The sequence below is a fragment of the Brevibacillus centrosporus genome, from assembly GCF_046622605.1.
GTDB lineage: Bacteria > Bacillota > Bacilli > Brevibacillales > Brevibacillaceae > Brevibacillus > Brevibacillus centrosporus.
Window position 1 is genome coordinate 168,014 of the sequence record NZ_CP176857.1, and the last position, 22,683, is coordinate 190,696.

Annotated in this window: 20 protein-coding genes; 13 read left to right on the forward strand and 7 right to left on the reverse strand. The window is 41.9% G+C overall.

Annotated elements, in window-relative coordinates; translation table 11 throughout:
• Window positions 1-16: 16 nt before the first annotated feature.
• Together ACLIN2_RS31010 and ACLIN2_RS31015 are read right to left on the reverse strand one after the other, a co-directional pair.
• A complete protein-coding gene (locus ACLIN2_RS31010) occupies window positions 17-574 on the reverse strand; it encodes a thermonuclease family protein (RefSeq protein WP_411504922.1) in 558 nt (185 codons plus the stop codon).
• A 59-nt stretch (window positions 575-633) separates the two neighbouring features.
• Window positions 634-1,014: a hypothetical protein gene (locus ACLIN2_RS31015; RefSeq protein WP_411504923.1), complete on the reverse strand. Its 381-nt coding sequence runs from the start codon at window positions 1,012-1,014 to the stop codon at window positions 634-636.
• Between the two features lie 205 nt (window positions 1,015-1,219).
• Between ACLIN2_RS31015 and ACLIN2_RS31020 the strand changes: the two genes are divergently transcribed.
• The gene (locus ACLIN2_RS31020) at window positions 1,220-1,702 is read left to right on the forward strand and encodes a hypothetical protein (protein ID WP_411504924.1); all 483 of its coding nucleotides are present in this window, start codon (window positions 1,220-1,222) and stop codon (window positions 1,700-1,702) included.
• Window positions 1,703-1,721: 19 nt separating this feature from the next.
• Window positions 1,722-2,084: a hypothetical protein gene (locus ACLIN2_RS31025; protein WP_411504925.1), complete on the forward strand. Its 363-nt coding sequence runs from the start codon at window positions 1,722-1,724 to the stop codon at window positions 2,082-2,084.
• Window positions 2,085-2,242: 158 nt separating this feature from the next.
• Here the strand turns inward: ACLIN2_RS31025 and ACLIN2_RS31030 are convergent, their stop codons facing one another.
• Both ACLIN2_RS31030 and ACLIN2_RS31035 read right to left on the reverse strand, forming a co-directional pair.
• Window positions 2,243-3,460 (reverse strand): IS256 family transposase, encoded by a 1,218-nt coding sequence (locus tag ACLIN2_RS31030; protein ID WP_411503268.1) that lies wholly within the window; start codon window positions 3,458-3,460, stop codon window positions 2,243-2,245.
• 218 nt (window positions 3,461-3,678) lie between these two features.
• Window positions 3,679-4,395, reverse strand: a complete 717-nt coding sequence (locus ACLIN2_RS31035) for a hypothetical protein (protein WP_411504926.1) — start codon at window positions 4,393-4,395, stop codon at window positions 3,679-3,681.
• Between the two features lie 1,039 nt (window positions 4,396-5,434).
• Here ACLIN2_RS31035 and ACLIN2_RS31040 point away from each other — a divergent pair.
• The 3 genes from ACLIN2_RS31040 to ACLIN2_RS31050 all read left to right on the forward strand — a co-directional run bounded on the left by ACLIN2_RS31040 (window position 5,435) and on the right by ACLIN2_RS31050 (window position 7,326).
• Window positions 5,435-5,563: a hypothetical protein gene (locus ACLIN2_RS31040; RefSeq protein ID WP_411504927.1), complete on the forward strand. Its 129-nt coding sequence runs from the start codon at window positions 5,435-5,437 to the stop codon at window positions 5,561-5,563.
• Between the two features lie 253 nt (window positions 5,564-5,816).
• Window positions 5,817-6,659, forward strand: coding sequence for a hypothetical protein (locus tag ACLIN2_RS31045; RefSeq protein WP_411504928.1), 843 nt, complete (start codon window positions 5,817-5,819; stop codon window positions 6,657-6,659).
• 181 nt (window positions 6,660-6,840) lie between these two features.
• Window positions 6,841-7,326 (forward strand): hypothetical protein, encoded by a 486-nt coding sequence (locus ACLIN2_RS31050; RefSeq protein ID WP_411504929.1) that lies wholly within the window; start codon window positions 6,841-6,843, stop codon window positions 7,324-7,326.
• A 313-nt stretch (window positions 7,327-7,639) separates the two neighbouring features.
• On the opposite strand, the gene ACLIN2_RS31055 is transcribed toward ACLIN2_RS31050, so the two are convergent.
• Both ACLIN2_RS31055 and ACLIN2_RS31060 read right to left on the reverse strand, forming a co-directional pair.
• Window positions 7,640-8,257, reverse strand: coding sequence for a hypothetical protein (locus ACLIN2_RS31055; RefSeq protein WP_411504930.1), 618 nt, complete (start codon window positions 8,255-8,257; stop codon window positions 7,640-7,642).
• 29 nt (window positions 8,258-8,286) lie between these two features.
• A complete protein-coding gene (locus tag ACLIN2_RS31060; RefSeq protein WP_411504931.1) occupies window positions 8,287-9,627 on the reverse strand; it encodes a hypothetical protein in 1,341 nt (446 codons plus the stop codon).
• Window positions 9,628-10,580: 953 nt separating this feature from the next.
• On the opposite strand from ACLIN2_RS31060, the gene ACLIN2_RS31065 reads away from it, so the two are divergent.
• The 8 genes from ACLIN2_RS31065 (at window position 10,581) to ACLIN2_RS31100 (ending at window position 21,689) form a co-directional block, all read left to right on the forward strand.
• Window positions 10,581-11,888, forward strand: coding sequence for a replication-relaxation family protein (locus ACLIN2_RS31065; RefSeq protein WP_411504932.1), 1,308 nt, complete (start codon window positions 10,581-10,583; stop codon window positions 11,886-11,888).
• 448 nt (window positions 11,889-12,336) lie between these two features.
• Complete coding sequence (locus ACLIN2_RS31070; RefSeq protein ID WP_411504961.1) at window positions 12,337-15,258, forward strand: type IV secretory system conjugative DNA transfer family protein; 2,922 nt, start codon at window positions 12,337-12,339, stop codon at window positions 15,256-15,258.
• Between the two features lie 290 nt (window positions 15,259-15,548).
• Window positions 15,549-16,472, forward strand: a complete 924-nt coding sequence (locus ACLIN2_RS31075; RefSeq protein ID WP_411504933.1) for a hypothetical protein — start codon at window positions 15,549-15,551, stop codon at window positions 16,470-16,472.
• Window positions 16,408-17,487 carry a MarR family transcriptional regulator gene (locus ACLIN2_RS31080; protein WP_411504934.1) on the forward strand — a complete coding sequence of 360 codons (1,080 nt, stop codon included), beginning with the start codon at window positions 16,408-16,410 and terminating at the stop codon, window positions 17,485-17,487. Before ACLIN2_RS31075 ends, ACLIN2_RS31080 begins: the two co-directional genes overlap by 65 nt.
• Window positions 17,488-17,599: 112 nt before the next feature.
• The gene (locus ACLIN2_RS31085; protein WP_411504935.1) at window positions 17,600-17,830 is read left to right on the forward strand and encodes a hypothetical protein; all 231 of its coding nucleotides are present in this window, start codon (window positions 17,600-17,602) and stop codon (window positions 17,828-17,830) included.
• Between the two features lie 42 nt (window positions 17,831-17,872).
• Window positions 17,873-19,459 carry a hypothetical protein gene (locus ACLIN2_RS31090; protein ID WP_411504936.1) on the forward strand — a complete coding sequence of 529 codons (1,587 nt, stop codon included), beginning with the start codon at window positions 17,873-17,875 and terminating at the stop codon, window positions 19,457-19,459.
• 709 nt (window positions 19,460-20,168) lie between these two features.
• Window positions 20,169-20,486, forward strand: coding sequence for a CPBP family glutamic-type intramembrane protease (locus ACLIN2_RS31095; RefSeq protein WP_411504962.1), 318 nt, complete (start codon window positions 20,169-20,171; stop codon window positions 20,484-20,486).
• A gap of 45 nt (window positions 20,487-20,531) precedes the next feature.
• The gene (locus ACLIN2_RS31100) at window positions 20,532-21,689 is read left to right on the forward strand and encodes a hypothetical protein (protein WP_411504937.1); all 1,158 of its coding nucleotides are present in this window, start codon (window positions 20,532-20,534) and stop codon (window positions 21,687-21,689) included.
• A gap of 71 nt (window positions 21,690-21,760) precedes the next feature.
• Here the strand turns inward: ACLIN2_RS31100 and ACLIN2_RS31105 are convergent, their stop codons facing one another.
• Window positions 21,761-22,348, reverse strand: a complete 588-nt coding sequence (locus ACLIN2_RS31105) for a hypothetical protein (RefSeq protein WP_411504938.1) — start codon at window positions 22,346-22,348, stop codon at window positions 21,761-21,763.
• Window positions 22,349-22,683 lie beyond the last annotated feature (335 nt).

Below are 22,683 nucleotides of genomic sequence, written 5' to 3' on the forward strand. Positions count from 1 at the left end.
CGTCATCACCCGATCATCATGGTTTTTTCCAGATTCCAAGCATCTGCTTTTTGGCTTTAGCCTCCACAACTTTTAATTGGGAATGGAGTACTTGGCTAATGTCCTTCCCTTCTCGTTTGAATTCATTTGTAACTTTTTCAGTTACGCTAGCAAGACCACTTTTTATCATTTCTTCGTTGGCAACATTGCCGTTTGTTAAGATTACATACGCCACTAGCACACCTGGATTTTTTAATTGGCTTTTAATAGCCAAGTCCGTGATGAGTTTTACTTTTCCATCGGATTGACTGATTAGTGTTTCGTTATATTTTCTCGCGTGATCAGCATACATTTTATCTTTTGATTCAGGCGCTTGAATCATGGCGTACTTTACGATTTGTTCTTGCCCATTCTGATCAACGACTATGGTTGAGCCATCAATCACCCGCAATACCTTTACAAATGCATTGGTTGAAGTAGCTGCTGACTGGATCATGGCAGGGCCTTCATTTTTAAATGGTGAACACCCGACTAGCAGAAGAAGGGTCGACAAAAACAAGATTTTTACCAAAAAACGTTTCATTTTATCAATCATTCACTCCTCTTTTGCTAACGGGAAGCCGCTAGTGTGTAATACACTAGCGGCTTTGACCATTATTGCCCCAAGTTACTGAACCATCCAACGAGTGTTGCAGCCTGCATGATACAAAAAACACCAGCTGCAATACCGATCATGGAAAGGAACGCTCCTGTTCGTCTTTGCTCGTTTTTCCCAGATGTACTGAACATGATGCCAGTGATAACCATCATGATGAAAGTTACACCGATTGCGACCATTCTTACCTTGCCAACAATGTCAGCGATATTACCTTGGATCTTAGTGTCGTCAATCGCTGCGCCATTAGGTGCTAATTCACTTCCTAAGATTTTGCTAATATCACCGCTATTCCCCATATTTGCATCAGCGACTCCGTTAAGACCAAAAAGCACCGTTATCATCATAAGTAGAACAAGCAGGTTTACTTTCTTGACCAAGCCCTTCAACCTCCTTTCACCGGTAGTTAGCAAGTGTAGACCTAAGAAAACGCAAAAAGGCGTTAAACCCTCTTGAGCTCACTGCTCAAGAAAGTCTAACGCCAGGTATTTCCTCGGCTACATTTGATTGTCGATAACATATTACCATGGGAAAGGAATTCTGGAAAGGAAAATTTTGTTGTACAATTACTGGTTTGCTAGTATAATGAATTTACAATTCAAGGAAAAGTTGGTGGTAGAAATGTTCTCTTTTTTGGGCGCATTTTTTGAATCTCCTTTCATCAAATTTCTTGCGGTCGCAATCATCATTGCTCTTTGCATCGGAGCTCCTACATACATACCTTGGTTTGAATCCTCCTATTTTGGTCAGCGATTAATTGAAGCAGGTATTTGGCCAGATAACATGACACTATGGCCACATGAAATTGGAATGAAAATCCTTACGCTCGGCTCCATTGGCGTTATTCTCAGCGGTTATCTAGGAGTGGCCGCATTCATTATTTTCATTGTTACCATGGCGCTTATCTTCATCGGTGTCCCTTTTGTTGCCCTTTATAGGAGGATCCAAGAATCAAAGATCGACCGGGAAAGATATGAAGCTGAATTATTGAAAAGGCAACAGGAAATTCCACCAGGTTACCGACGTAAAGGCAATGGTAAGCTTGTTAGGATCAGACATACACGGTAATCTCAAGGAGTGATTTGGTATGAAACACACCTTAGTTCGTCCAACTTTTTTGTCAGATAGACAATATGAGAAGGCAATTTCTCTGATTAGAGATTGGAATATGATAGACCAAAAAATTGATCAGTTTATTAACCAAGTTCATAACAAGAATGCTTCATTTTCCTTTGACTATTACTATGACGAGCATCATTTTGGTAGTGACAAAGGTTGTTGGCTGATTGTAACAGAATTATGTAGTGTAGCGGGATGCGATCTTTCCTATATCAGGGAGAACAGTAAAGAGGCCACGATCAAACAAGCTGCTTTTTTGACATTACAAGGAAGAACGCCATTAGTAGAACGCCCCTGCGGTCCCTGCGGGAATGTAAATTTTTTTGTGTAAATGGGTTTTTAACAGGCGGATGGTTACGACAACGGCTTTACATGGAGAGGCGGGCATGATAGGCTCGTTTGCCGTGCGATGCATGTTTCACTGGCATTGCCCAATCGCAAGAGATCATGCCCGTAGAGGCTCCATGTCAAGCCGACTCAACAGTTGGATTAGGCGGACAGCTCCCCTTGCAATCGGTCTTCAAACTGAATGGCAAGTTGCGATATACATTCTTTCCAACTCCGAAGCGGCATAGTCCATTTCTTCGATGCATCTACGGTAGCCAGATAGATGATCTTCCGTAGGGCGTCGTCGGTTGGATACGCCGTTTTTGTTTTGGTGACCTTCCTTAATTGGCGGTGATAACCCTCGATGACATTGGTCGTATAGATCATCTTGCGGATCTCTGGAGGATAGCTAAAATAGGCGGTTAACTCGATCCAGTTATTTTCCCAGGAACGAATTATGACAGGATACTTTTTCTCCCACTTGTCTTTGAATGCTGAAAACGCAGTCTCAGCTTCTTCTAACGTAAGGGCTTGATAAACTTTCTTTAAATCTGCCAAAACTACCTTTTCTTCCTTGAACGGTACATATTTCATTGAGTTGCGTATCTGGTGAATGACGCACAATTGAATCTGGGTTCTTGGGAACGCTGCGTTGATTGCTTCGGAGAAGCCAGAGAGTCCATCCTTGCAGGCAATCAAAATGTCTTCTACACCGCGACTTTTCAGCTCTGTACACACATTGAGCCAAAAGCTCGCACTTTCGTGCTCACCGATCCAGATCCCTAAAATGTCCTTATGACCAGACATTGAGATTCCGAGAACGCTGTACGCTGCTTTGTTGACAATTCGACTTTCTTGACGAACTTTAAAGTGGATTGCGTCCAGAAATACGATAGGGTATATCCGATCCAACGGTCGGCACTGCCATTCCGCCACCATAGGCATAATCTTGTCAGTCACCTTGCTAACCATGCCAGGAGAAACGTCAATCCCGTACAAATCCTTCATGTGGTCCTCAATATCTCGTGTAGACATGCCTTTGGCGTAGAGTGCAATGATTTGCTCCTCCAAACCATTGACCGTTGTTTCATGCTTCTTCACGACGTGTGGTTCAAATTCACCGTTGCGGTCACGAGGTACACGAATGTCTGTATTTCCGAACTTCGTTTTCAGCTTTTTTTTGCTATACCCATTCCGACTATTTCCTGAATGATCGCCATCGACACTATGTTTGGCGTAGCCTAAATGGTCATCCATTTCTGCTTCAAACAGCTGCTGGATGGTGTCACGGAACAAATCTTTTAGCATGACGTGCACGTCTTCAATAGTGCGGCAATCCTTCGCTAGCTCCTTGATCGTCATGTCTCTTTTGTCTTGCATAGATGATCATCTCCTTAATGGGAAGTTTAACCATTTACACAAAACTTTTTACGCTCTCGTCCCTGCTATCGTGAGTATATAGATATGTAATCGATTCGCTATACAGAGATCAGAATACCTGGTCTCTTTTTTATGTTCACGCCCCTTGAAGCCCCCCGGTTGATGAAGCAAACGAACATGAAAATCAACTCCAAATAAAAAACTCGGTATGGAGAGCTTTATTGCTCTCTGTCACCGAGTTCCTCGTATTCTCTATCAAATTCTTGCTGAAAGTTTTCACCAATGAATTTTCTTATGAAATCACTTTTCAATGATTCGTTCTCAATTTTCTTAAAGAAACCTACTTTAATCATTCTTTCCGAATCCGGTTTCTCATTCCACATTTTGATAGCTTTTTCCCGTAACCTGGCTTTAACATCGAACGTAATTCGAGCACGTAGTTTTTCTTCTTCTCTCGCAATCCTTCTTATCTCATCATGGGATGGAGGTTGAGGAAGCGCTTTGAGTTGAGATCTTAACTCTTCCACTCCGCTCATATTATTTTGTATATTTTGCAGATGAATAAGAAGAGGTTCTAACTCTTCCCTAACTTTATCTCGAACAAGATCATCTAACAAACTGGTAGAGACTGTGGTGGAAGCTTCTGTCGTTACTGCTTCATCTAATGGTACGAGCATGTTCTTCAGATCTTCTATAACTTTCGCTCCACATACTGGCAGGCTATGCCTTTCTTGTTCGCGATACGTTTTAAATCGAACAAACACATCAATATCTTGTTCTTTAAATCTATATTGCCCGGATTCAGTTTCTCGTTCAAATTGGTAACCTGCACCACTTAATACTTCTGCCCATCTAAGAATACTTGAGTTACTCGTACCAACTATCTTGGCAATCTGGTGAGTATAGTAGTACATCGTTGAGGGTGAATTGTTCACTCCTCTTCCCCTCCTCAACTACATATATAACTATACTTTTCCATACTAAGAATCGCTTGTCAATGATGTACTTTAACGGACACTGACGCACGCTGATAGATTTCTAATTTTACTCATATATTTTCGCCGAATTCATAACACAGACCACTCCCCTACTCCCTTCTAACTTAAGGATTAACTCAAAAATCTATCAACGCAGATTGACGCACTCCGATGGACTTTGAAATCTAGCCCTTCAAAGTGCGTCAATACCAGGAATCTCGCACAAATTTCACCAAGGACCCTTAAAGTGTTAGCATCTACAGCTTCTGTTAACCTATGAATGAATATCTAAATCAATATATAGGATCATATACAGATTATAATTATATTTATATATATACTTTTATTTCACCTACGATGCCCCATTTATAGCGGCACTCTTCATAATTACTAACACATTGGATCTTTGAAAATTTGACCGAACCATTTAAATTTTTCCGATGATAGTCAGTCAAAGTGCATCGATCCACTTCGTAACTCAGTCAATCAAACTCCATCACAGCTAAACTCTGGATGAATACAATTACCAACGACAAAGGAAAACTTATATTTATATACATGTTATGATCATATATATATCTATATATTAAAAATCTGAATTTCCCTCGATCCGACACAAGGTACTTCAAAGCGCATCAATAACTCTTGCGTCAAAGCGCATCAAAAAACCAGGCGATGAGTCGATTTACTTTAACAGTATTTCAACGTACATCATTATGAATTGATGTACATCGATACTTTGTCCGTCAGAGTCATTCATTGCGTTTTATCGATGTATTTTTACAACAATGCACATTGAGGCACATTGACGCACTTCGAAAGTTAGTCCATCAGACTGCATCACTCTCCTTTTTCACTATTCTAATAAGAAAAGAAGGGAATCTTAAAAACTTGGTAGAGAACCAGAACTCACCTAAACAGACCAGTGTATTCATGGCTAGAACAAATGTTTATGGCACTTAAATTAATGGAACGTTTCCAAAAGGGGGGAGGTTAGATGCCGCAATCAATTGATATTCCTGAAAAGAACTATGAGATGGCCCGATGGGCTGTAGCCCGACGCACAGATCATCTCGAAGACAGTAATTGCTACCCGATCTCCAAGTACCGGAGGGCAGGGGAGTGATATAAAAATGCCCGTGTGCCAACCACTTACGACAACTGAGACGAGGTTGAAAGTGTTGATGCCAACAACCATTACTCATAAAAATACGGGACTTTTAACCACATGGGCACAACTTGGATCAATTCTACGGATTTCGGGCCGCATCATGTATCGCTACGCTAACGGGCAGGACAATACGCGTGTGTGGTAAAATTATCCTAATATATGCCCATAAGGGTATAAAACAGCCCCTCATTCTGAAGGAGGAAGAATAATGCTCGCTGAATTCATCAAACAAACAATATCGTTTCTTCAAAAAACTGATATTCGGGTACACGAAACTGAAATTCGGCAAATCATATATGAAGATAACAATCCTCTATCAATGACAGAGATGTCTGCCGATACCTACGGAAGAGCCAGTATTTCAGAAAATTATATCTTAGTGGTTATTCTATTTTTCAGCGTTCTTGATGGAAAAGTTGACATGGACTTTCCACACTTAGAAGGAAAATCGTATTTAAAAAAGTATAAGGAATTACCGAAGTCTAACGATGACGAAATAATACACAGTCAAATTTTTCGTATTCTAAAGGCGCTACGTAATGCATCGATTCATTCCAAAACAGCGTTTGAAGTTAACAGTAATATTCTGACTTGCTCATATAAAACAAAAAAAGGCACGCCAATCAATATAGAGATTACTACTACTGGTTTAGAACTTGTCTTTACTATTGTTCTTCAATTACTTTCTCCAATAGAAGATTACCGCAATCAAAGTCTTAGAAGAACCTATTATGATGATATTAAGTCTCAAACAATTACATTCACAGACGAGTGTGAGTCAAGTGGGCTATTGAACATTACAAATGAAATACGTTTGAAAAGAGGTGTCCGTTATCATATTAAAAATCCCACTTTTATTGTTGGAAATGGTTCTGTTCAAATAACTCGTATTTATCATTTAGATGCGGAGACCCAATTATTTCAGTCTTGCGATTATGAAATTCAAATAGAAGGAAATCAATATATTATCCCATCAGAGGTTCTTGACTCTTCTAATAAAGTATCACTCGTGGAATTAACGAATTGGGAAATATATTCTGTGGTTGAATAGGTCATTACACAACGGGTTAACAATCCAAACATTAAGGAAGCCATAAGGTCCGCTGCCTTTCTACGCTATCCGGCAGTTTAGTTCGGGCAAAACACAAAGTATCGTTAGTGATGGATCATTGCAGGAGAAGGGATACCAGGTGTGTAAGTATGGTAGTTTGTCCAGTATGAAAGAGGTGACTGTGTTGGAAAGTGAACATAAACAATACTCGGAGAAGGTGTTAAATCATATATTTGTTGGCAGCCAATTAGATGGAGTTAAATTTGGTCTAGGTCCGGGAGCGTTTTTAATACGTTTTGAGCATTACACAAATCATTCTCCAGACCAACTATGGTTAAACATTGAATCAAGATGGGCTGTGTTCCCTAAAGAAACACGAGTTTTTCCTAATTCTGAAGCTGAGATGAAAGATTTCTCCGAAGAAGAAGCGTATCAATCAGTATTTTTGTTACGTAGAGAGAAAGTAACTTCAGTTAGATTAAGTAGCCTATATCCACATTTACATATCGAATTCGAATCAGGAAAAACACTTTTTGTAAATGGATACCATGAAAAGTATGAATGTTGGCAAGCAGGAGATGGGCCAGGATACTCTGGTCAAGAATGGCTTATAGTTGCTACTCCTGGAGGAGATATCTCTACGTGGGCACCAGATTCGTTTAACTAGCGGAGTTCGAAAGCTTAAATGAGCAGCGGCAAGTCTAAGACTATATTTTCGAGTCTAAGCTCGCCGCAGTTTCATTTATTCTCGTAGAGGCAGGAGTTTTTTACAAGAGAACTACGTAAGAACAACAATTCCACTATAGAAAATTATATTAAATTGCAATTTAGCCATCCCGTTACCACATTTGTCTATAAAGAAGAAAATTATAAATTAAAAGAGGAGCCCTAGGGCTCCTCTTTTGTGTGCGCATACCAAAATCAAGGGTATACGCCTATCATAAACCAAAAGCAAAATACTTACAATTAAGAAAAGAAGATTAGGTGGTTAAAGTAGATTGCCTTGACATCAATTTTGCTCGCTCTAATGGGCTAAGCTTTGCTTTCGGTGGGGGAGTACTGACATCCACCTTTTCAGAGTGATCGGCAGAAAGTGTTTCAGAAACAGAAGTAAATTCACTCGTTTCTATGAGACTTTCACTTCGAATTTCTACTGGTGAAACTTCTTCGATTCGTGGATTTTGAAAGGGGATGTTCGTTGTTTCATTACGAACAACCGTAGCAGCAGTCTCCATAGGAAACGATACATGATTGTTTCCCTTACCATCCATCGTTGCAAGAAGGTTTGAAACTACTCTTTGGCCAGCAGGAGTATGTAGCAACTCGATGAACTCCTGGGATAAGTTATTCGAATCGATAAATACACGATTGTGATAATTTAATACTGTATCCAGCCCAATAGTAATGAGCATCTGAACCAAAGAATTTCTTGAAGGTTTCGCACCCAAACTTCTTAACAACGGGTGATCGTTTTGTTCTTCATTTAATTTCTGTAAAAGAAGATTAAACGAATCAACCCATTCAGCATCCGAATTGGGGAGTAGGGGAGTAGCCTTACCTTGTTCAAATATAGCAAGTGGCTTTTTAGGCTTCGTCATTACACTCCCTCCAATCTACTCGTACCATATTAACGGGCCACTTTTTGTTTACGAATTTGTTCCACGATATCAGGATGATTCAAGAAGGATTCAATCAGGTACCCACGAGAATTAATATATGGCGCAATATAAATTTTCTTTTTTGGTGGCAATTCATAGAGTTTCACACCGTTAGCCAGTTTTTGTCGATCTCGAAGGATTTTATATCCCAGCAATACTCCGCCACCAGTAATCATATTATTTTGAATCGTACTCGCTTTTTGTCTAGTAAGCATGTTCAGGAAGAAAACGATTTCCCCGTATTCATCGAGAGCAGGTACGACAATGTCAGTTAGATCGATATTAACAGCGTTTCCGAACGAACGAATGATTTTCGGACTCTTCACACCATCCACTAGCTCATCTGTGTATGGTTTTAAGATCAAGTCGATAAATTCAGCTCGGTTCCGGAAAAATGTTTCCTGAAAAATCGGAAGTCCTTGTTCCTGATGTGCTTGTACGATCGCTTTATTTACTTTCTCTTGAAGGGCCTCAACCACATGGTTTCCTCCCACTTTTCTACCCACCAAATGCCCGAGATTCGCACTCTTAAATTGCTCTGGAACCTCCGTATAGGTCGTAGTAAGAGAGCTGTTGATTCCATCTTCCTCGAAAACAGCGATATCAAAAGTAACCCCACCAGGATCACTAACAATGTACGGTTTTTCCGGATCACTGATATCCTCAGACACATCATTTTCTACCAACTCATAGTTTTTAATATCAAAGGATAGTCCCAGTCCGGCTTTAGTCGCTTCTGCGTGAATATATGCACTTGCAGGTCGGTCTTCATCAACGATATGTACGAGAGTGATAGTTTTTCCTTTGTACAATCCATCCAGGAAAGTAATCTCAAAGGATCCCTTCAATCTATTCAAGAACGCTTGTCTAGCCCCATCTTTGACAAACTTAACCGGTAGACCAGTTGACGGAGGAATAGCGACTTTTCCCTCATATCCATTATCAAGTGCAGCAATAGCCTCAGCAGTCAGCATGGTAATAATGTGGAGTTGAGAATCGTGCTTACTGACCCCCTCAGTTGGCTCGATTGGATCCTCAGCTAGCTTCGCAGCTGCCCCAACGAAGTAGTAACCACCTTTCACAAACCCATCTGTATCAATTGGCTTAAGCAGAATGTGGAGATTATCTGTAGAGTTAACTGATTTCGAACTACCCAGCTCGCTAACATAGGAGGGGGCGATTGCAATTGTAGTTGGGATAGTAAGATCTTTAATCTCACCGCTAGGAGTCAAGTAACTAGCTTTTACATTTGTATTGCCACCGTCAGGACCGATGAGCAAGTAGTATTGAACATCCTCAAGTGTAATCATTCAAATCACCCTTTAGAAGAATATTTTGGTAGGCACAAATATAGACTACCATCAGAAGAGCTGGAAAACAAGGGTAATTATAAATATATTTATATATATGTTTATAGATATAATTATGTACCTTCAAACACTTGATCTTTCGGCTCCCTTTCCAATCCATTCTAGAGAATCTTCGGTATCTATGAGTCAACAATTAAGCATGATATACGTATTTCACAATTGATATCGGATTTAATATCACTCAAAAATCCACTATAATGCCCGTTGACTCTACTAATTCAGATTAAGTCTGAGGCACATTGAAGCGCATTAAAAAATATAGAAGTACATTGATTTATACCCCTTTTATAAATAGATAATAGGTGGCTTGGAACAACTTGAAAATCACTTGACGGAAGTTTTAAAGCTGCCGCTCGGAAAAATCCCCTTAATTTTTTGCTCTGAGTAGCCAGATCATAAAATGAAAAAATGTGTATTTGGAGTTAAAACTCTAGATTTTGAAGTCTTCTGCTCCCATGGAAAGCTACGAGATCGAGAACAAAATCCATCAAATTTATAGTTTACGGATATATCCTTATCATTTTCACAGTTAAAATCAGTTTTATTTTCAAAGGCTAAAACTAAAAAAATCCTACTAGCATCTAGGCATTTCAAGAACCAACAAATGAAATTAATGCCATTATGAAAAGAAGACACCAGTTTCATGGGTAAAACCCGGATATAATATACATTTACTTGCACTATCGAAACGGAAAGGATTAATTTCATTTTTTTGCTGGATGTATTTCCTTTTTTGTGCAAATCGTGTTATAGTAATCCCGTACTTAGCTTGACTCAAAATTAAATGTGCTGCGTCGGACATCCCGAGCATTGGTAGAAGGTGTATTCCTATACATCTTGTACTTTTGCTCGGTTTTTTTGTTTTTCAGACACTGAGAGGAGGGGAGTAATACGTGGCAGGACTCTTGAAAAGGAAGGCCACGGAAGAACTGGACAACGAGATACTGGTAGCTTTATATGACCATCGGCATTTAACTCTCCCTCAACTTTGCGTTTTGTGTGGGTATGATTCAGAGCAAAGATATCGTTTGAGGATCAATCGCCGCTTGCAAGTATTAATGGCCCAAAACTGTATTCGCAGGAAAAGATTGGGCCTAATTGGGATCGTCGGCAATCCCGTTTATGTGTATTACCTCACAGATCTGGGGGTTAGCAAATCGGTAGAATATCTAGGAATACCCTTTAATCGATATGGTCCCAATAACAAGATCATTGAGAGAAACCATTTCGAAGCCAAAGAGCTCCTTATCTCCGAACGCCTATTACCTCATCACTACCATACACAAAACTGGATTGTAGAGTTCATCCAAACCTTCCGCTCTCTTTACGGGCAGAATGTGCTACTGGGTTTGGATGTATCTTTCAAAGAGCCCAAAAGAGTTGCTTCTTACCTCAATCTCTCTGGTCGAATCACTCATCGTCCAGATTGGATCATCACCGTTGGCCAAAGCAATTTAACGGTCAATCTGGAAATGGACATGGGAACAATGAATCAGAAAAAGCTCACTGCGAAGTTTCTCCATTACGCTGAATGGCTACGGGATAATCCCCAGGAAGGGACACATGCAATCTTGTTCACTTCCCATACGGAGAGAAACATCACCAGAAGGAGGCATATCAAGAACCTAGCCTTTGAAATACTCGGTGAATATATCCGGAGTGGCAAACTCGAAGTAGTGGAAGGCTCTATTGACGTAACAAGCGGATGGCTGATTTCTAACTTATCGAAGTTAGTTGATGTAGAGGTTCGAGATCTATTCTCTGATTCTTTGCGCTTCTACTACGATCCAAATTCTACGGGAACTATTGGCCAGTACGATTACGTTGAAGCGTGTGAGAAGTTGGGATATCAAATTCCCCGCTGCGATAAGGTTCATTTCCTTTCAAGTTCTGATCAAAAAGGTAAGCATAAGGTGATTTTTCAAATAAACTCAGAACCCGGCTCCTGTCAGACGGAAGCCAATTGCGCCGAACTATCTACACTTGCAAAGACGATGAGTAATGCCGATTACGACTGCTTCGTTTACCTTGTACACCGTACTCCTGAAAAGCGGATGGATGACATTCCGGTCCTTCAAACATTTGACAACGTATACTCCATTGATATGCAGACCCTAAGCCAAAAGGGGTTTAAGCATGCGTGGAAATGGTCAGAGAGCAAAGGTGCATGGAAGAGAGTAGAGGTGGACCTCTTTGAGTAAACTATCCACTCAAATTCCACTGATCCAACGTGTCAGAAAACGTGTAGATGACTGGGTAAAAAAACTAAGACTGGACAAATTCGTACGAGGAGCCCCGCTCTCCGTTACAATCTTCCTTTCTTTCCTGACCTTGTGCTCCATCCTAGGGACTGTCTTTCAAATCATGGTGATCTGGGAGTATCCACCTGAGATGTGGGATAAGACAACCGTCATTCAAAATGTGAACGACGGAGTCTGGAAGACACTGTTCACGATTGTGTACTTCAATCCGGAGGGAATCGGTTTTTTCTCCTTCCTGTACGTGCTCCTACTCGGACTGTGTACATGGTTATTCAGCACAAAGGTAAAGCAGCTAAGAAGACTCGTTGTCCGCTACATCATTTTTGCAATCGCAAATATGGTTCTATTCCTAAAGTGGATTGCATGGGCGTCCGTCCCAGTGAAAGTGATGTGGACACCGTGGATCGCCGAAATCATGGTCCAGTATCTCGGTAAGACCGAGCACATGGACAAGTTCTTACAAGACAATGTGGTGTGGTTTACTTGGGGAATTCTATTCCTCCCAATCTATGCAGTCTACTTCTTTGCAGCGTGGTTCAGCGGTTTGCTAATGGAGCATGCGGAAAGGTGGAATGAGTGGTTCGGAACCTATGAGTTCCGGCACCACGCTATCGAAACAGTAGCAGAAATGCAACGTCCCGGCGTTTACGCTGACATTTGTATCGGGATCTACACTGATGTAGCAGGAAAGATTAAAGCCATCATGCGAGGGAAAGATCGGGCGACACACACGATTGTCGTTGGATCTATTGGTACAGGTAAATCGGCAGCAGCTCTTTTACCGCTCATTCGATTGGATATGAAGCATGTCGTAACCTACATTAACAACTTTCAAACGGATGACTACGAGACTCGATCCCAACGGCTATCAGGTATGACGATTATTGATCCGAGTAATGACTTGTGTTCAAAGTCATACCAACTCGCTAAAGCACATGGCCTACCCGATGAAGCTGTTTTCTATCTGGATCCAGAGAACAAACACAGTAAAAGCTACAACCCGCTTCGAGGACCAGCTGAAACTGTCGCAGCTACGTTTGTATTTGTACTAGAGGGACTTCAGCCTGATCAAGAAGATTTCTACAAAAACACGCAGGCCGTCCACTTATACAATCACATACTATTGCTAAAATTGCTCCACGATGGAAGGGAAGAAATCGAGCGTATCATCAGGACGGAGCGACCTACTTACCCTGACCCGCTTATACCAACCAATGGCAAATCCTACTTGACCTACGAGCAAATCTTCGGCAGTAACGCTTGCACGCTGGATACTCTGATGAAAATGTACAGAGATCCCTGGTTGGTGAAACAAGCTTCCCGCTCCCTGCGATTATTGCTACCTAAGAATTGGGAGAACGAATTCACAGGTGATGACCTCTCATACTATTCGATTATTGAACAGGTAACAACGTTCATCGATAAGATCGTCGTTTACAAGAAAACCTTTAGGGGTGAGGTTGTACTCTACGATCCTGAGAGTCCTCACGCTGGTGATATCGAACTTGAAGATACCTATGCAGAAAAGATAACCGGATTAACCAATGTCCTCAATCAAATGGCTTCGAATACGTTCTTCAGACGAGTCATGTTTGGAGATAGTGGTCTTGATTTGGATGTTCACTTGAGGACTGGCGGGATCTTGCTGATCAACACCGCGGATGGGGTCATGGGTAAACTCTCCGGGTACTTCGCCCAAATCATGCTGCAATCCATGGTACAAGCCGTGTATCGTCGGGATATTTCAAAAGGACAGCCACATGGCCATCACATTATCGTTGACGAGTTTCCAAAGTACGCATATCAAACGTACCCGGACTTCCCGGCAAATGCCCGGAAATACGGTGGGTTTGTCACGATCGGTATGCAGACGATGGCCCAAATGGAGATGAAGTTCTCCAAGGCATACCTGGAAACGATCATTGGTGTTCACCGTAATCGAATGGTCTATCAGGGCGTTCCACTCTTGGACGCGGAATATTTCTCCAAGTACTTTGGAACGAAGAAAGTGTATCAAGTTGCCGTGGGAAAAAACTATCAAGCTGCTACTCAAGATTCTCCGGGCATGTCGCAAAGCGAAAAATACCAACTGGTAGAAGTCCCTCGATTTGCTCCGCATGAGATATCGGAAAGCAAAGCATTTGAAGCGGTCCTGCAATTAAATATCGATAACGAACAACAAATTGCAAGACGAGTGAAAGCAGACTTTGTACCAAAACAAGAATTCATAGATGCTAAGGAGAAACCCGACCCAGCATCTCTACGAGCATGGATCAATCAGATCCAAATCGAAGCACAAAAAGGGCCGGTTACAAAAGGAACATATGTTTCCGGGTTGATTGACGACGAAGCAGCTGATTACTTGACAGGGAAAGACCTCGTCAATAAAGAGGATCACATGGATGATACCCCGCTCCCTGCTCAGAAGAAAACGAGGAGTATGAGTGAAGAAGGGGAAAAGCGAGAGGAAAACTCACAAAAACCTATCCCTAATCAAAAAGCGATTCCCGCTTCCCGGCCAATACATCAAGAAACTACTTCCGAAAGAAAGCCCTTTGATTTTACGATACCGCCTGTTCCTCTGACAGAGGAAGGGAACGAGGAGAATGTGGTCTCGTCCACTGATCCTATTGGATATCCTTACCGTACTAAGGAAAACGCCAAGGAAATGAAAGAAGAGATTTCCGTTCAACCGCAACCAGAGGCTATCCAACTGGAAGGGGAAAGAACCACCCCGCACAATCTCCATGAGATTGATCGAAAGCGGATGTCCGTACAGGAAATGCGACAACAACGGGAAAAAATGGTTCCACAAGATCCCATGAAAACAGCACCTCTTCCAAATGAGCGAAGCTCTTCGTCACGACCACAAAAACCCGGCCGAGTCACAGCAGGGTACGTGGTCAATAACGTGATCAAACATGAATCAAATCGTCGCCACCTTACAGACGAGGTAAGTAAACAACCAGAACAAAGGGTGGAGACTCCTATGTCGACACCACCTGAACACAGACAGGTACCACCAACGGAAGCGGCTTCGCAAGAAAGAATGCCCACTCCTCTCGCAAATGTGGATTTGTCCAGCTTAATGCCAACGCCCGCTTCTAATAAACAACCAGAGGTTACTCAAATCGAAAAACCTCGTCTGAGTGAGCAAGAACTTACCGCCAAAGTTACCTTAGCTGAATCATTTGCACTTGCCCCTGAACCTGCTGATACAGAACAACTATTACAAACATTCAAGGCAGATGCACTTGCAAGTCAAAAGACACGAAGGCGAAGAGGAATCGGAGGAGGGGAAGAGGATTGAAATTGAAATGGGGACTCTTAGAAGCGAAGAATCATCTCAAGATGAAAAGGTTCGATTAGATCGCGCTCATAATTTACTTGTTGTTGGTTCAATTGGTAAAGGTACCTCTTGGAGACAACATAGCCTGTACGAGTAGCGGAAACTGATTAAGTAAATCGATAGGGTCCTTACAAATGTGTGTAGTCATTTGTAAGACGTCCTTTCGATACCAGCTTAGAGAGCAACAATCATTACTGATGCACATACAAGTCAAAATACCAGAACCATTATGAAATCGGAGGAGAAGAAGAATGAGTTTGGAACAATTCCGTCTTACCCCGGAGAAAGCAAAAGAATTCCGTGAGTACCTGCGCAAAGGAACGATGCTCACTGGGTTAATCACCAACCGCCGTACTGCTCAAAAAAGAATCAATGGCGAGGTCCTGTCTGTTGAGGCAGTTGAAGTCACTTTCCCTGACAACACTCTTGGTGTTTGCTACGCAGATAACTTTGAGGATTACCAATTCGAATCTTTGATTGGTTTTGTCGGCTATGATGAACCGTTCCTAGTGGAGCGAGTAGATGAGACCAACAACTTGATCATACTTAACCGGATCAAGGCACTCGAAATCCTTCGTGAAAATCTATGGAAAACGATCGAAGTTGATCAAGTCATCCTTGGCAGCTTCCGAAGCATGAATGCCGAAACCGGAATCCTTCACTTCAATATCTACGGACAGAACGCATGGATGGACAAAACAGATTGGGATCATAGCTTTGTCCCTCGTGCTGCCTATGATATTGATCTTCAACCAGGTGATGAAATCGAGCTGAAGGTATCTCGTTTCAATTCTGAAACTCGATTGCTGCAAGTTTCTCGGAAAGCACTGATTCCAGACCCATGGAGCGGAATTGAAGATCGATTGAAGGTTGGAGACTTCTACTCAGGAGAAGTGTTGAACATTTCTCTAAATGAAATTGAATCCAGACAAGGTTACTTTGTACGTATTCATAATGCCGGTGTTGTCCTTCGATGCACTCCTCGTGCGGGACTGCAACCACCCGCTTCGGGAGACACAGTTAACCTTCGACTTGAGTACCTGAATGAAACGGATCGGAAGGGGCGCGGAAGCATTATTAAGGTGATCAATCGGAAGGAGAACGCCTTCAATGAGACCAGCAAATACAACAAGTTCATCACCACTAGCCGTCGCAAGGCAAGACAGCAATCCTAATCCGCAAAATGTATCCGAAGCTCCTCCTAGAGAGGGGCTTCGGGTAGCGGATACATCTGCCATGAAGGTTGCACGAGTAGCCCCCTCGTTTACCTTTACATTCGCAGACGGAAGCTTCAGCAAATGGGACGTGCCAACTTGGCAAGTGAATGTAGTAGAATCCCGCTATCGGTATTCCATGCCCAAATATGCCGTGCAGGCGAAGCATAAGGGTATCCTCACCAAGAACGACCATCAAATCCTTATGACGGTAGCGGTAGCAAAGGCATTAACCGAGCATCAAATCAGAAGAGCTTGCAAGCCATTGACCAACAGTACAATTAACAAGCGCGTAGATATGTTGGAAACATGGGGATTGATCGAACGAAGAAAGTTTAATGGAGAGCGCGATCCTGAACAGCAATATCCGGGTATCATTACGTTGACGGATACCGGCAAAGATTACATAAGACTTACCATGCCTGGAACGCATTGCATGGGTAGCTCCGACTTTTTAAAGTCACCAAAGCTACCAATCAACTTGATCGCAACCAATGAAATTAAATTGCAGCTGATCGAAGCAAATGCTCTATTAAGCTGGGAGGAACATAGCCAGCTCACAACGTTCGGTCGAGTTGCCAGTACCGCTTCCTTTGCTTTACCGGACGGCCCCTTTTCTCTTGTGATCGAACGAATATCAAGCATGGCCAAAATCGACCAGTATTTGTCACAGCGGATTCCTCTCTATTCCCAGTACGCTCAAAACCAAGAACGATTGATGGATGAAGACTTTGCGTTACTATTTGTGGTTCCAAGTGATGCATGCATCCAGCAGCTTATCCAAACCTATCACATTCACGAGCTTGCTAATACACATAAAGAGTTTTATCCCTATGTGTGGTTCATTAGCCACGAACGACTCTTTAGCCCGCTTGGGTTTCAACAGGGTATTCTCGGGATCGGGAAAGAAAGCATTCATCCTGTTCCACTTTCATTTGGCAATGCGGATGATTTTCAAGGAGGAGAGGGGGAATAACCTCTCTTCTCGCTTTTTTCCGTTCCATTATGGTACGTTCTTTCCCTTCTTTAAGAACGCACCTCATGTAACGGAGAGGAATACTCTACTTTTCCTACAGAGGGGATAAACCATGAAGCATATCATATGGTTTCTATGTTCATTTGGGATCGTTACTTTCAGCTGTATTTTTCAAACGCTCTATCACAACGATGCATTTTTGGTTCCCATTTTGATTGTTATCTTGATATCAGTGATTCAAGTATTTCGCCAGCCTTACCTCTATCACTTGCAGCTCGCTCCCGTTCTAGGCAGCTTGCTTGGAATAGCAGGGGGAGCCTATACAGCGACGCTCTTTATTTAATACCTATAAGCCCGGTATATTCACTGAAATGGGGGATATCTAATGGCCGACTTAACCATAGAAGTGTTCCACGATCAACCAGCTAACTCATCCACAAACCCGACTGGAACCATCGTATTAGGGGAGAGGGTTTCTCCCGCTCCCACGCCATCGTCAGCATCGATTCGTTTACAGCCTCAAGACAGAAGGTTCCCGCTCCTCATCGCTGGCTCTGAAACTTCAAACATTTGGGAAGACTTCCTTTTTCCCATCCTGCACCAAGATTTGTCCCATATCCGTGGAGAAGAGAACCTACGTAGGATGTCCGGCCTAACTCTAATCGTCCCCAGCAGAGAACTTATGAAAAAGACAACTGATATCATTCGTTCCCATGGTTACACCGGGAAGGAAACTATTTGTTGGGACATTACAAGCACGTACCCATGGCAATTAAACCCGCTCGATGGATCGGCAGAGGATGCTGCCAGAACGATGTGTTCGTTGATGACAGGCTCTTCGTCGTCCGATACCACCGAGAACCGATTAGCAGAAGACCACGTGTATTTTCATACCAAGCTACTGAAGATGCTCCATTCCCATCAGATTGAAATTGAAGCAATCGTCAATGAACATCTCTTATTCCAAAAGAATGCACCTCCCTTGTCTTATCAGGAGCTATTTCATACAACTTCATGCACACTTGATCAGTGGCTCCAACTATACGCAGATCCCTATATAGCCAAAGAGGCCACAAGGACTCTACACTACCTCATCAAGCAAAAAGGGAAACCTCCTGCAAGCTCTTCCGATCAAGCAACTGCGGTAGACGAATTTATTGAGGAATCACAAAAGGTTTTTTCCTTTCTATCATCCTGTTATGCGTACAAACAGAATGATCAATGGAAGGCCATTAGATTGTCTCAAGCAACTGGGACACCCTTGTATTTTATCGATCGGGAGCCTGGTGAGTATGTTTGTTATCCTCCAGGACATCCACACGAGGGCAAGTGGGTTGTATTTGATGTGTACGCGGATCAAATATCCAACGTCATCAGTCTGTGTATGTTCCTCCGTACCAATACCGCATTCCGGAGGCTCATGATTGGCCAAAACTATATAAATCTGATGGAGCATTTTGATAGTGGAGGCATCCTGGTCATCAATACCGACCAGACATGGGAAAACGAACCTGCCCGTTTCTTATTCGAAACCATACTCATGAGTAAAATCGAACAAGCTATATTTTCCCGTTCTAACCTGTCCGATCATTCTTTACTCATCGGAGAGGCCACTCGTTACTTGATTGAGAGTAACCTTCAAGGGAGATCTCATTTTCTTTTAAGGGCCCGAAAGACAGGGGTTTTTCTTACGATGGGCGTCCCGCGGTTTTCTTTAATTAGGGACACGTGTACCAGTACCCAAATAGAGAACATCCTTGCTTCGTTTCGTAACCGCCTAATTTTCGCTGACATTTACGACGCTTCTGTCTGTATGCTCTTGCGGATGGATGAACCTTTTCTTCATCAGGGTACCGGGGAGACACTTGTCGGGCAATCGTCTATCGCACTGTTTCGAGGTACGTCTGAGGAGCACTTATATCCTGTTTTACTGAAGAACGTCCCCATCCCGCTCCAGAAGGACATCAAGTAGATAAGAGACTACCCGAAGAAGCCAACATGCGCTCTTTCAGCAATGTCGGCTTCTTCGGATTATTTAAGAAAGGAAATGCATGATGGACCCAATTCGAGGGGGAGTAATAGCCCCCCAGCTCTTCAATTTGGTCCTGGTACGTTGACTCGAACCGCTATTCTTATAAGTTTCTTTATTACCATTCAACTGAAATATGGATGGGAAACCTAATTCTCTCATACATTGTACAAGCGGGACATATAGGGGGGATAGCAGTGCAAAAGGTGAGTGATAAGGTTCTTATAATCCGTTTTTGTTACTTCTGCATATTCTTTCTCGTCTTCATGCTTTCCTTAACTATGATAAACATCATGTTCCACTTAAGAATTCCAGCAGAAAATATGAAGTCGATTTTTTGGGGAATAACACTAAGTCTTATACCCCTTTTCCTCTCCAAATCACTACGAGATCAATTTACTATCCACCTATATAAACGAAATATTCTGGTTGGCCTTGGTTTGGGTATATTGACGGGGATACTGCATTTAGTTACATCTTACGGATATATTATTTCACCCGTTTTCTTTGGCAAAGATGTTCTTCAACCAGGTAGTTTTCAATTTGTACCCAATGAAACCATTTCGGTGGAAGGTATTCTTTGAGTGTTGGATCAGCAGCATTTATTGAGGAGATAACCGACCGCTTTCTTCCCTATAGTTTACTTTTGATAATGTTAAAGCGGTATAGTGAAAAAAATGACATATACTTCTTGGTTAAAGTAGCAAGTTTTCTGTATCACAATCTCTTCATCGAGCATAATCGTTGGTTTTTATTTGGTTGGCTAGTTATAACTTCGTCCCTCTTTTCTCTTGGCCACGGACCCTCCCTTTCCCTATTTCCTAACTACTTCATAGGTGGATTCTTGTACGGGATTTTATTTCTTCGTTATGGGTATGTATCAGCTGTCTTGGCACATTTTACGTATAATGTTTTGTCCATGCCGGTTGCCGATTATTTCGAGATAATCGTTGAACGCCTAACGAAATGAGACATATGATATACTATGATGTCTACGTATTTAGGGGGAAGCAAAATGACTATACTTGCTGCATTCAAAGAAGGGGACGCTATCTCGATCGTGGCAGATTTTCGCGTCTCTTTTGCTTCGAATCAAGTGGACGCCATTTCAAAATTCTTTATTGTAGATGATAAGATGGGATTCTTCACGGCAGGGTCCGTTTATCTCTGGAGACAAGCTGCATCCATCATCCAAGCAAATACCCATGGTATTACTTTTGAAAATGTTGCAGTCGAAGATGGACCGCTTCATTCTTCTCTTAGGTCACTAATTGAACGATCCCCGAAAACACACGGTATGTTCGGAGGGATTGGTGTATATTGGGATAGAGCTAATAATCAATCATTGTATTTTGAGTTAGTTGGCCAAGCGGGTAATGGCCTTAGAATACGGGTAATAGAAGATGGGGTTATTGTATTAGGAAGCGGTTCTCAGATTCCTAAGGTTAGCGAATTGTTAGAACAAGAGATTCAACGTCACCTTGAACGGAGTGGTGGTTTTTATCCATTTGATACCGCAGAGGTAATCCGACGGCAGTTAAAATTCATATTATCTCGTTGCGGATCCTCTTCGTATGGAAAGCTTGGAATATCACCTATCTTTTCGTTATCTGCCATGAATTCGGACGGATTCATGATGAGAGGAGAAGAGATAAAAGGTGAGCACTACATGAGTGGAGCTGCACCCATACGGTATCATTTTTCCTTTGAAAGAAAAGATGGCCACCTTGTGCTGTATGATCATCTTGATAACAGAACAATAAAGATCCATGACGTATCCGATTTCCCTCATAATGGACAAACCGGAATTGAGTTCGATCCAGAAGGATTGACTACCCGCTTTGATGCACCATCTTATCTTTCAGGAGACACCATTTATATCATGAATCAATGGGTAGAGGATACCTTCGTAGATAGAACGGTTTGGAAAACCACACCCTTTACGTTTATGGGACGCATCATGGCAAATCCACTATATAAAAAAATTACGTCTGTACACAAAAACAACTTACAATCAGCTGTCTTATCACACTTCAAAAATACTGGATATCACGGACTGATTGTGTTACCAGAGAACCAAACGTTTTTTGAAGCGGGCATAAAGAGAAATATTATGAACCATAACTGGTTGGCAAGATATGTTGAAAACTATGCCGATTTTTACACGGGATAAATCAACTAGAAAAGACCCTTCTTCCGACATAGGAAGTGGGGCCTTTTCTAGTTTTTTAGAGATACATTGTTTCATCTTATTTGCTGCCTAGCGTTAATTTCAGCCTTAATACGATCCGGGTTACTAAGAAATTCATAATTGTTTTGATAAGAAATAGAACCTGGAGAAAAGATCTCGGCCAACCTTTGCTCAAGTGTCATTCCTTTATCATGCTTTTTAAATACGATCATTCCCTTGTCAATAAGATCTAGAATGTACGAGCGAACATTGGGAATGTATATTTTCTCAATAGGACTAATAGAAACGGCAGAAACATAATCCTCATTCCAGCGTTGTTTTCCTGGTTGAGATTCAGGAGCCCATGAAAAATTCGCAGCTGGAACGATATATATTGCTCCGGGCTCATTCCGATATTTAGTTTCAAATGCTCCGACGTATTTCTCATGAAGAATGGGAACATTACTTACTATAGATTCAATGTTGCACGTAATGCCCTTTCCGATGTCGTGAAGGAATGTAGCTGCAATATTGGGAAGACGTGAAGCAAAGACCAGAGATTGCCCTTCATAAGCACCACTTGGATATGGATGGATTTTTTGCAGGTTTGTATTGCTAGACGCATGGAAAAGACAACCGCTTTTCATTTCTGTATATTTCATCGATAGGTAAACTCCTCTCTTTTTCGATTTTGGACTGGTAACTTCTACCTATATGATAAACCGATTGAAGAAATAGTAAAGAGTAGGCGAGGACTTAGGAATCCCCCTGAAGCATTATCGTATTTTAAAATTATCCTCTCTAACCATGAGATTAAATGGAGTCGAATCAATAGATAACCCAAATGTTAATAATCATTTTGGGAAAGAGGCATATTCTAGTAACGGAGGAATAGACTAGTACAGAAAATAATCTAAAAAGGATGATGTCACAAAAAGCCTGACCAGGACGCCGGTTAGGCTTTTTGTGTTATTCGAAGATAATCAAAGTAGACTCT